Genomic DNA, 14,138 nt, shown 5'->3' on the forward strand with positions numbered 1-14,138 from the left:
ATTCGGGGATAGATGATGAAGTCTCTCGGCAGTATCCGGCGGTCCTTTGCCCCTTGGGCGGATCCCGCTTCCAAGCCATTCATTTCCTTCAAGAACGTGACCAAGCGGTTCGGCGATTTCACCGCCGTCGACGACCTTTCGCTGGATATCTACACGCGCGAGTTCTTTGCGCTGCTCGGTGCGTCCGGCTGCGGAAAGTCGACGCTTCTGCGCATGCTCGCCGGCTTCGAACAGCCGACGTCGGGTGAGATCATTCTCGACGGACAGAGCCTGGCCGGCATTCCGCCCTACAGGCGTCCGGTCAACATGATGTTCCAGTCCTACGCGCTCTTCCCGCATATGAACGTGGAGAAGAACATCGCCTTCGGCCTGAAGCAGGATGGCATGCCGAAGGCGGATATTGCCGAGCGCGTCGCCCAGATGTTGAAGCTGGTGAAGCTCGAAAAGTTTTCCCAGCGCAAGCCGCACCAGCTTTCGGGCGGTCAGCGCCAGCGTGTCGCGCTTGCCCGCTCACTTGCCAAGCGGCCGAAGGTGCTGCTCCTCGACGAACCGCTCGGCGCGCTCGACAAGAAGCTGCGCGAGGAGACCCAGTTCGAACTGATGGATCTGCAGCAGGAACTCGGTCTCACCTTCGTCGTCGTCACCCACGACCAGGAAGAGGCAATGACCATGGCCGACCGCATCGCGGTGATGAGCCACGGCAAGGTCATTCAGGTGGCGACGCCTGCCGAAATCTACGAGGCGCCGAACTCCCGTTTCGTCGCGGACTTCATCGGCGACGTCAACATTTTCGAGGGCGCTGTTTCCGGCGCCGAGGGCGGCTATGTGCGCCTTGAGGGCACCAACGGTTTCCCGATCCGCATGGCATCGCCCGAGACGCCGGCTGCCGGCGGCAAGTCCGCCGTCGCCGTCCGCCCGGAAAAGATCCGCGTCAGCCGCCAGCCGCCGGCGCACGCGCCCGTCAACACCGTTCAGGGCGAGATCTGGGATATCGGTTATCTCGGCGACATGACCGTCTTCCACGTGCGCCTGAAGGACGGACGCGTGATCAAGGCCTCGTCGCTCAACGCGGTGCGCGCGGTCGAGGATCCGCTCGGCTACGACCAGGAGGTCTGGGTTTCCTTCGGCGAAGATGCCGGCGTCGTTCTGAAGGATTGAGGCCATGACCCGTGTCGCATCCGCCCTCTTCAGCCGCCTCGTCATCATCATCCCCTATGCCTGGCTGCTGTTCTTCTTCCTGATCCCCTTCTTCATCGTCTTCCGCATCTCGCTGTCGCAGACGGCGGTGGCCATGCCGCCCTATACGCCGGTCTTCGATCTGTTCGGCGGCCTGTCCGGCATCCTTGAAAAGGCGCGGGAATTCTCCTTCGACAACTACGTCTGGCTGACGGAAGACGTCCTCTACTTCAACGCCTATGTGTCGAGCGTCATCATCGCGGGCGTCTCGACCGTGCTGACGCTGCTGATCGCCTATCCGGTTGCCTACGGTATGGCGAAAGCGCCGAAGACCATTCGCCCGACGCTGCTGATGCTGGTGATCCTGCCCTTCTGGACGAGCTTCCTGATCCGCGTCTACGCCTGGATCGCGATCCTCAAACCCGAGGGGCTGCTCAACCAGTTCCTGATGAGCATCAACGTCATCGACCAACCGCTGATCATCCTCAACACCAATTGGGCGATCTATATCGGCATCGTCTATTCCTATCTGCCCTTCATGGTGCTGCCGATCTATTCGTCGCTTGAGAAGATGGATCACACCCTGACGGAGGCCGCGCTCGACCTCGGCTGCACGCCGTTTACCGCCTTCTGGCGCGTGACATTCCCGCTGTCGCTGGCGGGCGTCGTCGCCGGCTGCCTGCTGGTCTTCATCCCAGCCGTCGGCGAATTCGTTATCCCCGACCTGCTTGGCGGTTCGGAAACGCTGATGATCGGCAAGACGCTCTGGAACGAGTTCAACGCCAACCGCGACTGGCCGGTCTCTTCGGCCGTGGCGACGATCCTGCTTCTGATCCTGGTGTTGCCGATCGTCTACTTCCAGAACGCCCAGGCCAAAGCCGACAGCGAGGGGAGGTAGGACATGGGCAACTGGTCACGCTTCAACATCGCCTCGATCGTGCTCGGTTTCGGCTTTCTCTACCTGCCGATCGTGCTTCTGGTGATCTTCTCCTTCAACGAATCGAAGCTCGTCACCGTCTGGGCGGGCTTTTCGACCAAATGGTACACGCAGCTCTGGCATAACCAGGCGCTGCTCGATGCCGCCTGGGTGACGATCCGCGTCGCGCTGATCTCGGCGACCTTCGCCACCGTGCTCGGTACGCTCGCGGCTTTGGCGCTCGTCCGCTACACGCGCTTCCGTGGCCGCATGCTGTTTTCCGGCATGGTCTATGCACCGCTCGTCATGCCCGAGGTGATCACCGGCCTGTCGCTGCTGTTGTTGTTCGTTGCCATCGGTCTCGACCGCGGCTTCTGGACGATCACGCTGGCGCACATCACCTTCACCATGTGCTTCGTTGCTGTGGTGGTGCAGTCGCGGTTGCTCAGCTTCGACCGGTCGATCGAAGAGGCAGCCCTCGATCTCGGCGCCACGCCGGTCACGACCTTCTTCTCGATCACCCTTCCGGTCATCGCGCCCGCGGTGTTTTCCGGCTGGGTTCTCGCCTTCACGCTGTCGCTGGACGATCTGGTGATCTCGAGTTTCACCACGGGACCGGGCGCCACCACGCTGCCGATGAAGATCTACAGCCAGGTGCGGCTGGGCGTGACGCCGGAAATCAACGCGATCTGCACCATCCTCATCGGTGTCGTCGCCATCGGGGTGGTCGTTGCCTCGATCGTCACCAAGCAGCGCGAGGCGCAGCGCGAACGGGACGAGCGGGCGGCCTTCGCCCAGTCCTGAACGGTGCGAATTCGAGACTAGCGTGACGCGGCTTGTCCGCCACGAACCGACGGCTGGTGTCTCTGACGCCGGCCGTTTTCAGTTGGGTTCGCCAAGAACCGACAGGGGTGAGATCACTGCATTCGGCCAGGAACCGCCGACGAAGAAACGCAGCCTTTGCCCGGCATTCAATGTGTCGGTGTAGGTGCCTGCGAGCGCCAGGCTGCCGCTGCGGTAGGGAATGACGCCGTTGACCGAGAGATTGCCGGTCTGGCCGGCAAAGAGCGCTCGGTTCAGCCGCGCCGACCCTTCCCCGAAGCTGGCTTCGATATCCGCCGTCTGGAAGGCGAAGTTGCCGTCGCTCGCCTGCGCCAGCGAAAAGAATTCTCCGGCCCGGACAAGGTTCGCAAAGGCATTTGCGTCGAAGCCGGTGAGGTTGCCGTTGGCGAGCGAAAGCCTGATGCGGCCGGAAGCCTCGGCCACCTGCGCGCGCCAGAACGGGTGTTCCGTCGTAAGGTCCAGATTGACATTGCCCCGGCCGGTCGGAACCGGGCCGGTGAAACCGAAGTCAGCAAGGGCGGCGGCAAGGTCGGCATTCTTCAGCACCAGTTCCAGACGGCCACCGCCGGCCAGCCCCTCTTCCGAAGCGGCGAGCCGCCCGCTGAGCCGGCCATTGGCATAGGTGCTGTCGGCGACGTCGATGGAGGCGCGCCCGTGATCGATGATGACGCCGGCGGCGAGATCTTCGAGCCGTAGCGGGCCTACCAGTGCCTCCTGCGCCGACAGCCGCACATCGGCACGCCAGCTGCGCGCGAACGCGTCGCCGAGTTGTTGTGTGAGTTCGTCCGGCTCCAGCGGGTCGATGAACGGCTGCAGCCCATTGAGATCGATGCGGTCGAAGGCGAGCGTGCCTTCGACGCGGTGGGTATCGTCGATCGGCGTGGAGATGTCGAGGATGCCGGTCGCGTTGGCACCGCCGAGCGTCAGCTGAAGCTCGTCGAGCTTCAGCGAGGCCTTACCGCTGGTGACGTTGGCGCTGAGGCTGAAGCCGCTGTCCGGCAATGCGCCCGCCGCCTTGCCTTTGTACCAGGCGGCAAGGGCCTGCAGCGAGGCCGTCGAAACCTGCAGCCGTCCCGCGGCAGTCGGTGCAGGGGAGAGATTGCCGTTGCCTTCGAACGAGAGACTGAGCGCCGCCGAGGATAGCGACGTCTTGAGCGCCGCATCGTGGCCGGTCAGCAGCATCAGCGGTTCGTTGCATTCGAGCGTCCAGGCCACCGTCTGTCCGCCAAGGCTTCCCGAAAGCCGGGCGCTGAGCTGCTTGGTGAACGAAGGCCAGGAGACGGTTCCGGATATGCCGGAAAATTCCCGGGTCTGGTTGGTGACGAGGTCGATGATCTGCAGGCGGCCGTTTTCGACGGTGACATCGCCGAACGGCGTATCCTTCTCGGCAGCCTGTGTGTCCGGGGTACTCAGCCAGTGCGGCCGCTGCCAGTTGAGTGTGCCGTCCGTGTGCCGCTCGAGCGTGACGACGGGCTCGATCAGCCGGATATCGTCCAGCGCCGGTGTGCCGTCGATCGCTGAAAACAGGCTGAACGTCGCGGTAATGCTGCCGATATGCGCGAGCTTGCGGGACGATCCATCCGTAGTTTCGATCGTCGCCGAGCGGAGCGTCAAAGTCGGTTCCGGCCAGAAGCTGATCTCGGGATTGCCCGATATTCGGCTCTTTCCGCCGGACCAGGCGTCCAGCATATGCTCCACGGTCGGACGCACGTTCGTCGTCGAAATCACCAGAGGCAGGACGGCGTTGTAGCCGGCTGCAAGCCCGACGCCGATCGCGGCCGGCCACAGGAAATGGCGGCGCCGCAGCTGCGACAACAGGCGTACGTCGCGCATCATATGCAGAAATTTACGTCTCATGTCCGCCTGGTCGCCGTCGCTTGGGTCACGTGAGCTTGGATAGGCCTTCGGTCCTCAGAAATCAAATGCGACGGACAGGCAACAGACAGGTAAATGTCGTCCACGCGATGACGAGGCGCTTTCCGGTGCTGTTTATTTTGCGATGCAGCATGGTATAGAGGGCATGGAGCAGGAGTGGAGGAAAGCATGCACGCAGAGCAGCCGTTGTGGGTTCCAGGTCCGGAAATCCTTGCGCATAGCCCCATGGCCGAATTCATCGCCTGGAGCAGCAAACGCTTCGGCAGAACCTTTGCGGATTACGATGCCTTCCACGCCTGGTCGGTGGCCGAGCGCGGTGACTTCTGGACCGCGGTTTGGGAGCACTGCGGCGTCATCGGAGAACGCGGCGCAACAGCCCTCGTCAACGGCGACCGCATGCTCGACGCCCGCTTCTTCCCCGACGCGAAGCTGAACTTTGCCGAGAACCTTCTTCGCGAAACCGGCGACGGCGACGCGCTCGTCTTCCGCGGTGAAGACAAGGTCGAGTATCGCCTGTCGTGGGACGAGCTTCGCGCGCTCGTGTCGCGCCTGCAGCAGGCGCTGAAGGCTCAGGGTATCGGCCCCGGCGATCGCGTTGCGGCGATGATGCCGAACATGCCCGAAACCATCGCTTTGATGCTGGCGACCGCCTCGATCGGCGCGATCTGGTCGTCCTGTTCTCCCGATTTCGGCGAGCAGGGCGTCCTCGATCGTTTCGGCCAGATCACGCCGAAGCTGTTCATTGCCTGCGACGGCTATTGGTACAACGGCAAGGGCCAGGACGTCGATGTGAAGGTTCGCGCGGTCTCCAAGGCCCTTGGCGTGCCGGCGCTGATCGTTCCCTATGCCGGCGACAGCGCCGCGCTGGCGGCCTCGATCGAGGGTGGCGCAACCCTTGCCGATTTCATCGCGCCGTTTGCGGCAACAACCCTGACCTTCGAACGCTTGCCCTTCAGCCATCCGCTCTACGTGCTGTTTTCCTCGGGCACGACGGGCGTTCCCAAATGCATCGTGCATTCGGCCGGTGGCACCCTGCTGCAGCATCTGAAGGAGCATCGTTTCCACTGCAGCCTTCGCCGCGGCGAAAAGCTCTTCTATTTCACCACCTGCGGCTGGATGATGTGGAACTGGCTGGTTTCCGGATTGGCCGTCGGCGCGACCCTCTGCCTGTTCGACGGCTCGCCCTTCTATCCCGACGGCAACGTGCTCTTCGACTATGCCGCAGCCGAGACGTTCGCGGTGTTCGGCACCTCGGCGAAATACATCGACGCCGTGCGCAAGGGCGGCTTCGTACCGGCCAACACGCATGATCTTTCCACCCTTCGGCTGTTGACCTCGACCGGTTCGCCGCTGTCGCCGGAAGGCTTCTCCTTCGTCTACGAAGGCATCAAGTCTGACGTTCAGCTTGCGTCGATCTCGGGCGGGACCGACATTGTTTCCTGCTTCGTCCTCGGCAACCCGCTGAAGCCCGTCTGGCGCGGCGAGATCCAGGGGCCGGGTCTTGGCTTGGCGATCGACGTCTGGAACGATGAGGGGCAATCGGTGCGCGGTGAGAAGGGGGAACTCGTCTGCACCAAGGCATTCCCGTCGATGCCGGTGATGTTCTGGAACGATCCCGAGGGCGCCAAGTATCGCGCCGCCTATTTCGAGCGCTTTGACAATGTCTGGTGCCATGGCGACTTCGCCGAATGGACAGAGCATGGCGGCATCATCATCCACGGCCGGTCGGACGCGACGCTTAATCCCGGTGGGGTGCGCATCGGCACGGCGGAAATCTACAATCAGGTCGAGCAGATGGAGGAGGTCGCAGAGGCGCTCTGCATCGGGCAGGACTGGGAAGACGACGTGCGCGTCGTTCTCTTCGTTCGTCTCGCCGCCGGCGTCGCCCTGACCGACGACCTGACGAAGGCGATCAAGAACCGCATCCGCGTCGGCGCCTCGCCGCGCCACGTGCCGGCAAAGGTGATCGCGGTCGCCGATATCCCGCGCACGAAGTCCGGCAAGATCGTCGAACTCGCGGTCCGTGATGTGGTGCACGGCCGTCCGGTGAAGAACAAGGAGGCGCTCGCCAACCCCGAGGCGCTTGATCTTTACGCCGGACTGGATGCCCTTAAAAATTGAGGGCGCGTTAACGGATTCGCGTGATTGGAATTAACCAAGGCTTCAGACTTGCTGAAAAATCCCTAAAATTGCGGATCCGGCGGGTAAGGTCTTGTTAAGGATTGGGGGCGCATGGTCATGCCAACTTGAGGCCGATCGATGTTGGATCGGCGTTCGGCAGAGATGCCGTCGCGGACATGACGTCGTTACTTCTCGAGCGATTGTTGGTTTAGCATTCAACTATCGAGGTGGCCTCCCAGCCACCTTTTTTTTATGCGTTTCTCGCCCGCCAGGCCTTGCTGAACGGGGCTCAGGAGCGGCGTTCGAGCGACCGCGACACGAGGATGACCGGGATCATGCCGGCGACGACGATGATCATCGCGGCGACCGAAGCGTCTTCGACCTTGGCCCGAGACGCGTCTTCGTAGACGAGCGTGGCGAGCGTGTTGAAGTTGAAGGGTCTGAGCATGATCGTTGCCGAAAGCTCCTTCATCGTCTCGATGAAGACGAGGAGAGCGGCGGTCAGTACCGCCGGCCGCATCATCGGCAAAAGCACGGTGCGCAAAGTCTGGCCGCCGGTCCGGCCGAGCGCGCGCGCCGCCATGTCGAGATGCGGCGAAAGCTTCTGGAAACCCGCTTCGAGCGAGCCCTCGGCCATGGTGAGGAAGCGCACGCTGCAGGCGTAGATGATCGCAAAGCCGGTGCCGGTCATCATCAACCCGGTGGAGATACCGAACGTATCGCGCATGCCGGCATCGATAATGTTGTCGAGAGCGGCCAGCGGGAAGAGCACGCCGATCGCAAGAACAGTGCCGGGCACGCCATAGCCGAAGGAGGCGAGCCGCCCGGCGATGTCGCTCACCCGAGAATGCCCCGTGCGCGCCGCATAGGCGAGCACGAAACCGAGCAGAACGGTCACCGTTGCGGTCGCACCTGAGACGAGGATGCTATGAAAGAGCGCGTTGAGCAGCCGCGGCTCGATGAACTGGTCGATGCGCTTGAGCGCATAATTGCCGAGGATCAGCACGGGTACGGCAAAGCCTGAAACCACGGGCAGCAGGCAGGCGACCATGGCGGCCCACTTCTTCCAGCCGGACAGTATGAGCCGGGCAGCATCGTGGACGGCGGACGTCGTCTTCTGGCTGGAGAAGCGCTGGCGTCGCCGTGCGGCCCGCTCGATCATCATCAGGCCGATGACGAAGACCAGCATGATGCAGGCGATCTGCGCGGCGCCCGCGAGGCTGCCGCGGTTCAGCCAGGTGTCGAAGATCGAGAAGGTCAGCGTCTGCACGCCAAGGAATTCGACCGCGCCGATGTCGTTCAGCGTTTCCATCGCCACCAGCGTCAGGCCGATCATGATGGCCGGGCGGGCCATCGGGATCTGGATGCGGAAGAACACCTTCAGCGGCCCGGCGCCGAGCGTGCGGGCGACGTCGGCGGCCGCGCGTCCCTGCATCAGGAACATCGAACGGCAGGCGAGGTAGATATAGGGATAGAGAACCGAACTCAGCACGAGCACGGCGCCGCCGAGCGAGCGGATATCCGGAAACCAGTAGTCACGGCTCGTCTTGAAGCCGAAGATCGCGCGGATCAGTCCCTGCACCGGCCCGGTAAAGGTGAAAAGCTCGCCGAACGCATAGGCAGCGAGATAGGCGGGGATTGCGAGCGGCAACACCAGTGCTGCCGACAGGAAGCGCCGCAGCGGAAACTCGCAGCTTGCGACAAGCCAGGCCGTGAGGATGCCGACGAAGGCGGTCACGGCACCCGTCAGCGAGATCAAGAGCAGCGTGCGCCCGGTGGCGCGCGGAATGACGTTCTGCATCAGATGCGGCCAGTCGCCGCCGCCGCCCGAGATCGCCAGCCAGGCGATCGCGATGATCGGCATCAGCACGATCACCGATGTCAATCCGGCCCATGTCGCCAGCAGGGGATGCGAAAGACCGGTTCCGGCACGCGCATGGCGGCGCTTGATGCTCTGAGATGTGGACTGCAATCGATCGATTCCGCGGCATGACGGCAAGAAATGGCCAATGGCGGCCAGCAAACTGGCCACCACAAGTCAACATTTCCTTATAGCATCCGGCCTCAGTTCGCCAAGACGCGTTGTGACGGGAAGGAAATTTCCACCAGCGTTCCCTCGTTGGGTGCCGAGGTGATCGAGAAGTGGGCGCGGTTCGCCTCCGCCATCGCCTTGGTGAGCGGCAGCCCGAGCCCGGTGCCGTCGCCACGCTTGCGCGCGCCTGTCGTCACCTGCCGGAACGGTTTCATCGCCTGGTCCAGTTCGCCGCGGGTCATGCCTACGCCGGTGTCGCGGATCCTCAGCATGACGCTACCGTTCGCCTCGTAGGAGGTCGACACCACGATCTGGCCGCCCGAAGGCGTGAAACGGATGGCGTTCGCCAGAATGTTGAGCGCGATCTGCTTGATCGACCGGCCGTCGGCCACGACGTTCGGCACGGCTGCCGAAAGCGAGGTGCGGATGATGACGCGCTGGCTGTTGGCCTGCGGCTGGACGAGCGACACGGCTTCAGAGACCGCGTCGTTGATCTCGACGGCGCCGAAATCGAGTTCCATTTCGCCTGCTTCGATCTTCGAGATGTCGAGCAGATCGTTGACGATATCGAGCACGTGGCGGCCCGACCGGCCGATGTCGCCGGCATATTCGATGTAGCGCGGGTGACCGACCGGGCCGAAATGCTCGCTCGCCATCATGTCGGAAAAGCCGATGATCGCGTTGAGCGGCGTGCGGATCTCGTGGCTGACGCGGGCGAGGAACTCGGTCTTGTGGGCATTGGCCGTTTCCGCGGCGCGCTTGGCGTTCCGGAGTTCCTCTTCGGTGCGTTTCCACTGGGTGATGTCGCGGATCACGGCGCAAAAGCCATTGGAGGCCGAAAGTCGGCCGATGGTCATGAACAGCGGAATGAAGCCGCCATTCGCTTCCCGCCCGATCACCTCGCGTCCGTCGTTCAGCACACTCGCGACGCCGTGGCCGGAAAGCCCGTGCAGGTAGTCGATGACTGCCTTCTGGCTTTCGTGAGCGAAGAGCGCGGCGAAAGGTTTGCCGCGGATCTCGCCCTCGTCATAGTTGAAGAGCGCGCTTGCCGAGCGGTTCATCGAGCGGATGTCGCCGTCATGCCCGAGAATGACAACGCCATCGGTTGCGGTTTCGAGGATGGACTTGAGTTCGTCGATTTCCGTCTTCAGACGGTCGACGTCGTCACCGGAGATGGCATCGTCTGCTTTCGTCGACGGCGCGTTCGCGGCCGCCGGCGTCAGCGCCAGCATCAGCGCGCTCCGGCCTTCCCAGCGGATCGTGTGCAGCCGTGCGATGACCGGCCGCATCTGACCGTCCCTGCGGATCAGCATCATCGTGCCGTCGGGTTCCTGGTCGGTCGCCTCTTCGCCATTGGCAAAGAGTGCGTCAAGGCCGCCTTCCCGGACAAAGTCGTCGAGGTCGCCATAGGCGGTGAGCCGCAGAAATTCCGGATTGGCGTGCAGCAGCTTTTCCCCGCGATGCACGAGCATACCGATTGGCAGGCTGTCGAGGATCTCGCCGCTAAGGCCGATATCTGCCCCTTGCTGCTCGAGATGCACGTTCGCCTGTTCGTCCTCGGCTGCGCCGTCGTCGGTCTCTTCTCCGGTTTCTTCCACGCCAGTCGGTTCTTCTGCCGCTGGCGTCGAGGAAGTGATGGCTTCGTGCGCGTCTACCGGGAAGGGTGTGCTTGCATCGGCCGCTGCGTCGCTTTCCTCTGCCGGTGCGGTTTCCGCCGGCCTGCCAAAATGCTCGCCCAATTGCCGCGCGATCTCGCGGAACGCCGCCTGTTCGCCCCGCGTCAGCGCGGTCGCCGCGCGATGCTTCTCGAGTTCGACGATCTTGTCGGAGACGGGGGGCTCAGCGTTGTCGACGAGCTGTAGGGCAGGGCGCTCTCCCTGGAAGAGATCGTCAGTTGCGGCGACCTGTTCGTCCGCGGCAACTTCGGCTGCATGGTCCGGCTCTGCCTCTGCCTCCTCGCTGGAGGTGAGGGTCTGGTCTTGGGGCGCATCACGATCCTGCGCAGCTGCGACAGGCTCGGCCTCCGTTTCGGAGGACCTCTGCGCGACGACCTGCACCTCGTCGGCGGACCGCTCCTCGATCTCAGGGCCGACGGTCTCAGGATCGACCGCTGGAGTATGCGCGTGGTCTTCCGACGGCGTCGCTTCCGCGGCAGCTTCTGCCGTCATGTCCGTTGCGGCGCCGAACGTCAGGCCGTTGGCGTGCTCGTCTTCGACGGCATCGGCAAGGCGCACGATACCGAAACCGCGAAAGCCGTCGAATTCGCGTGCGCGCGAGTAGGTGGGCAGGGCCGCCAGGTCGACCGGAACCTTGAGGCTGGTGCCCTGCACGGGCCAGAAAATCGTCTTGCCCGACCAGGTGTCGCGGCGTTGCAGCAGCGCGCCGATCTTCTGATCAGGATCGAGGCCGTAGCGTGCTGCCACGTGGTTAAAGGTGGCGCCGATCACATCGGCGGCGCGCGGACCGACGGCGGTGGCGAATTCCTCGGATATCTCGCTGAAGCGGCCTTCGGCGTCGATCTTCCAGACGAAGCGGACGGCACGGCCGCCGGGCACGAAGGCGAAGTCGGCCTGTTCCGTTTCAGCGGTGCCGGCATCGGTCGCCTCTACCGTCTCATCCTCGCGAGTGACCTCTTCCGTCACGGGGATTTCCGCGGCAACCGGCGTATCGTTCGCGGTCACGTCGGTCGCGACTGCAAGCGCCGGCTCGCCGTCATCTTCCGCTGGCTCCACGCCCTGCGCCGACGTTTCCGCATCTGCGGCGGCAAGCGCCTCCGGTTCCTCCGGTAAAGCGACCTGGCCTGCAGCGACGTGGACGCCTGCGTCCTCAAGGTCGCCATCGTCCTGTGGCGCGGCAACCGGTTCGACGGACTCCGCCTGTTCGAATGCGTCGGCCAGGGCAGCGTCTTCGGCTGGTGCAGCGCTTTCGACCAGCGCTTCGGCCGGTTCGACGATATCCTTTGCCTCCGGGGCCGGTGTCTCGGCGGTCGGTTCCAGCTCTTCGGCCAGCGGCAAGATCGGCAACACTTGCGCTGCCGGGGTCTCTTCGTCCGGATCGAGCGTGCCGAGAATGGTCTCGACAGCAAAGAGCAGATGCAGCGACGGTTCGTCGGCGATCTTGCCGACCGCGGCCGGCAGGTGCCCCTTCCGCGTTGCGACCGGGCGCTTGATCAGCCAGTCGTGGTCTCGGCCGACCGTATCGACGAGCTGCTTGCGCGTCTCGTCCGACATGCCGAGATCGATGAAGCCCGGCGAGTGTGCGATGATGCCGCCGTTGCCATCGAGAACGGCCATGTGGGTGTCCGGGCCGTCGAGGCCGGCGATCATGCGCGCAGCGCGATCCTCAAGCGACAGCGGCGTGCCCGAATGCGGTGCAGTAAAGAGCACCGCGTCCTCGTCCGGGCGCACGCGGATCATCTCCACGCTCACATTCAGCGGTGTGCCGCGGAAACCCGAGAACTTCCGGATCGAAAGCTGGCGCCGGTCGCCGGCGCGCACGAGCTGCGCTCCCGCGGCCTTGAGCTGACGCAGCGACAGCTCGCCCTGGTCCGGTCCCGCATCGATGAAATCATAGATCGACCCGGCGCCGAAAAAGGCCGCGCCCTGGTCGTTGGCCCAGAGAATGCGCGCAAAGTCCCGCGAAAACAGGATCGCCGCGTCGCCGCGGGCAAAATGCTCCCGCACCCGCGCATGCACGGCGATATCAATGAAGGGATACTGTCTCGCGGGCATAAAGGGGGCCTATTGACGGATCGCTTGCGGGTTAACACTCTATTAATACCCGGCAGGCCCGCAAGGGTCCAGCGAGGGCCGGAGCTTCGTCACGGCTTTCAGCGCGAAAGGTTAATTCTCCGGATTTTGTGCACTGCACAATTTTATTGCAATGCACAAGCAAGTAGTTTATATAATGCGCATCAATCAACGGCGCCTCTGAAGAGGGCCAGACACCAAGGAGCGCTTTCATGGCTACCAAGAAGACCGACGACGTATTTTCCCTTTCCTCTTTCGACCCGGCGAAGTTCACCGACAGCTTCCGCGACTTCGCGGAAAAGGGTGCCGTCCAGTCGAAGGAAGCCTATGCCAAGATGAAGACCGCTGCCGAAGAGGCAACGAAGACCGTTGAAGCAACGCTCGAAAGCGCCCAGACCGGCTCCGTCGAACTCGGTCTCAAGGCCATCGACGCACTGCGCACCAATGCCGAAAACTCGCTGTCTCACATGGAAGCGCTGCTCGGCGTGAAGTCGCTGTCGGAATTCGTCGAACTGCAGACGAGCTTTGTCCGCAAGCAGGCCGAACTCGCCGTCGAGCAGGCGAAGTCGATGCAGGAAGCCACCAAGAAGGTTGCCGAAAACGTCACCAAGCCGGGCAAGGACGCCGCTGAAAAAGCGATGTCGTCCTTCAAGAAGGTCTAAAGTCAACCGAGCGCGCCGGCTGAACGATGGCGACAGACTGCTGTCGCCGAATTCTGCCATCTGCGCCCAAAACCAAGAATCCGGATGGCTTGCCATCCGGATTTTTTCCAGGATAATCTCAAGTTAAGGCTTGCAAAGCGACGGAAGTCTCCGTATGTGAGCCGCCAAGCGACTGATGTCGCTTTATGTGCGGTTGTAGCTCAGTTGGTTAGAGCGCAGGTTTGTGGCACCTGAGGTCGTAGGTTCGATTCCCACCAACCGTACCATTTCTTCCCTATACGATAGGTATCGCGATTTGCGGGGCGCCTTGCTTCTTCAGAACAGCTTGGCCAAGGCTCTGAGCGCCACCACGTCCTGTACGCCATTCTGATAAAGTTCGATCAGCCGGGCGGCGAGCGCCGTTGCCTCTCCCGACTGGCGCGACAGCTCTCGCTCTCTTAGTGTTTCCTTGAAGACATCGTCGATCTTGGTGAGTTCACCCGGCAGGATCGGCGGGCCCGGTATGGACACAAGCATCCTTTCACACTCCTTTGTCGAAATGGGAGCGCGAGCCGATTGCGACCGGCGTGCTCGCAGCCATCGCCTTGAGCAAGCAGCTCAATTCCCTGTGAAGGCAACGTCGGGATACCGCGCCAGGTTCCTGTCGCGGCAATACCCAATTCGGGCTAGCGCTTGGGCGCGGGTCGGATCCGGTTCGAATGGACATAGGGCTCATCCGCCGGTAAAATTTCGCCAAGAGGATTCCCAGTAAGGCGTCGCAATCC

9 protein-coding genes and 1 tRNA gene are annotated in these 14,138 nt (G+C 63.0%); 6 read left to right on the forward strand and 4 right to left on the reverse strand.

What is annotated here, in order from left to right:
- Positions 1 to 15 precede the first annotated feature (15 nt).
- The 3 genes from ASD63_RS16535 to ASD63_RS16545 are packed head-to-tail and all read left to right on the forward strand — an operon-like array spanning position 16 to position 2,896.
- Entirely contained in the window at positions 16 to 1,158 is a 1,143-nt protein-coding gene (locus ASD63_RS16535; RefSeq protein ID WP_034801375.1) for an ABC transporter ATP-binding protein, read from the forward strand.
- Between the two features lie 4 nt (positions 1,159 to 1,162).
- Positions 1,163 to 2,074 (forward strand): ABC transporter permease subunit, encoded by a 912-nt coding sequence (locus tag ASD63_RS16540; protein WP_034800826.1) that lies wholly within the window; start codon positions 1,163 to 1,165, stop codon positions 2,072 to 2,074.
- A gap of 3 nt (positions 2,075 to 2,077) precedes the next feature.
- On the forward strand, positions 2,078 to 2,896 hold the full coding sequence (locus tag ASD63_RS16545) for an ABC transporter permease subunit (protein ID WP_034800828.1): 819 nt from the start codon (positions 2,078 to 2,080) through the stop codon (positions 2,894 to 2,896).
- A gap of 78 nt (positions 2,897 to 2,974) precedes the next feature.
- Here ASD63_RS16545 and ASD63_RS16550 read toward each other — a convergent pair whose 3' ends face one another.
- Positions 2,975 to 4,792, reverse strand: coding sequence for an AsmA family protein (locus ASD63_RS16550; RefSeq protein WP_034800829.1), 1,818 nt, complete (start codon positions 4,790 to 4,792; stop codon positions 2,975 to 2,977).
- Positions 4,793 to 4,978: 186 nt separating this feature from the next.
- Between ASD63_RS16550 and ASD63_RS16555 the strand changes: the two genes are divergently transcribed.
- A complete protein-coding gene (locus ASD63_RS16555) occupies positions 4,979 to 6,931 on the forward strand; it encodes an acetoacetate--CoA ligase (protein ID WP_034800830.1) in 1,953 nt (650 codons plus the stop codon).
- 289 nt (positions 6,932 to 7,220) lie between these two features.
- Here ASD63_RS16555 and ASD63_RS16560 read toward each other — a convergent pair whose 3' ends face one another.
- A complete protein-coding gene (locus ASD63_RS16560; RefSeq protein ID WP_034801377.1) occupies positions 7,221 to 8,903 on the reverse strand; it encodes an iron ABC transporter permease in 1,683 nt (560 codons plus the stop codon).
- Positions 8,904 to 8,995: 92 nt separating this feature from the next.
- Positions 8,996 to 12,694 carry an ATP-binding protein gene (locus tag ASD63_RS16565; protein WP_034800832.1) on the reverse strand — a complete coding sequence of 1,233 codons (3,699 nt, stop codon included), beginning with the start codon at positions 12,692 to 12,694 and terminating at the stop codon, positions 8,996 to 8,998.
- 230 nt (positions 12,695 to 12,924) lie between these two features.
- On the opposite strand from ASD63_RS16565, the gene ASD63_RS16570 reads away from it, so the two are divergent.
- A complete protein-coding gene (locus ASD63_RS16570; protein ID WP_034800834.1) occupies positions 12,925 to 13,374 on the forward strand; it encodes a phasin in 450 nt (149 codons plus the stop codon).
- Positions 13,375 to 13,563: 189 nt separating this feature from the next.
- A tRNA-His gene (locus ASD63_RS16575) sits at positions 13,564 to 13,640 on the forward strand.
- Between the two features lie 49 nt (positions 13,641 to 13,689).
- Here the strand turns inward: ASD63_RS16575 and ASD63_RS16580 are convergent.
- On the reverse strand, positions 13,690 to 13,890 hold the full coding sequence (locus tag ASD63_RS16580; protein ID WP_034800837.1) for a hypothetical protein: 201 nt from the start codon (positions 13,888 to 13,890) through the stop codon (positions 13,690 to 13,692).
- Positions 13,891 to 14,138: the final 248 nt, after the last annotated feature.

Source organism: Ensifer sp. Root558 (genome assembly GCF_001427045.1).
Taxonomy (GTDB): domain Bacteria; phylum Pseudomonadota; class Alphaproteobacteria; order Rhizobiales; family Rhizobiaceae; genus Ensifer; species Ensifer adhaerens.

What these genes read in the sequence shown, in the direction of transcription:
- ASD63_RS16535 (WP_034801375.1), top strand. Translation starts at nt 16, where the DNA reads ATGAAGTCTCTCGGCAGTATCCGGCGGTCCTTTGCCCCTTGGGCGGAT.
- ASD63_RS16540 (WP_034800826.1), top strand. Translation starts at nt 1,163, where the DNA reads ATGACCCGTGTCGCATCCGCCCTCTTCAGCCGCCTCGTCATCATCATC.
- ASD63_RS16545 (WP_034800828.1), top strand. Translation starts at nt 2,078, where the DNA reads ATGGGCAACTGGTCACGCTTCAACATCGCCTCGATCGTGCTCGGTTTC.
- ASD63_RS16550 (WP_034800829.1), bottom strand. Translation starts at nt 4,792, where the DNA reads ATGAGACGTAAATTTCTGCATATGATGCGCGACGTACGCCTGTTGTCG.
- ASD63_RS16555 (WP_034800830.1), top strand. Translation starts at nt 4,979, where the DNA reads ATGCACGCAGAGCAGCCGTTGTGGGTTCCAGGTCCGGAAATCCTTGCG.
- ASD63_RS16565 (WP_034800832.1), bottom strand. Translation starts at nt 12,694, where the DNA reads ATGCCCGCGAGACAGTATCCCTTCATTGATATCGCCGTGCATGCGCGG.
- ASD63_RS16570 (WP_034800834.1), top strand. Translation starts at nt 12,925, where the DNA reads ATGGCTACCAAGAAGACCGACGACGTATTTTCCCTTTCCTCTTTCGAC.
- ASD63_RS16580 (WP_034800837.1), bottom strand. Translation starts at nt 13,890, where the DNA reads ATGCTTGTGTCCATACCGGGCCCGCCGATCCTGCCGGGTGAACTCACC.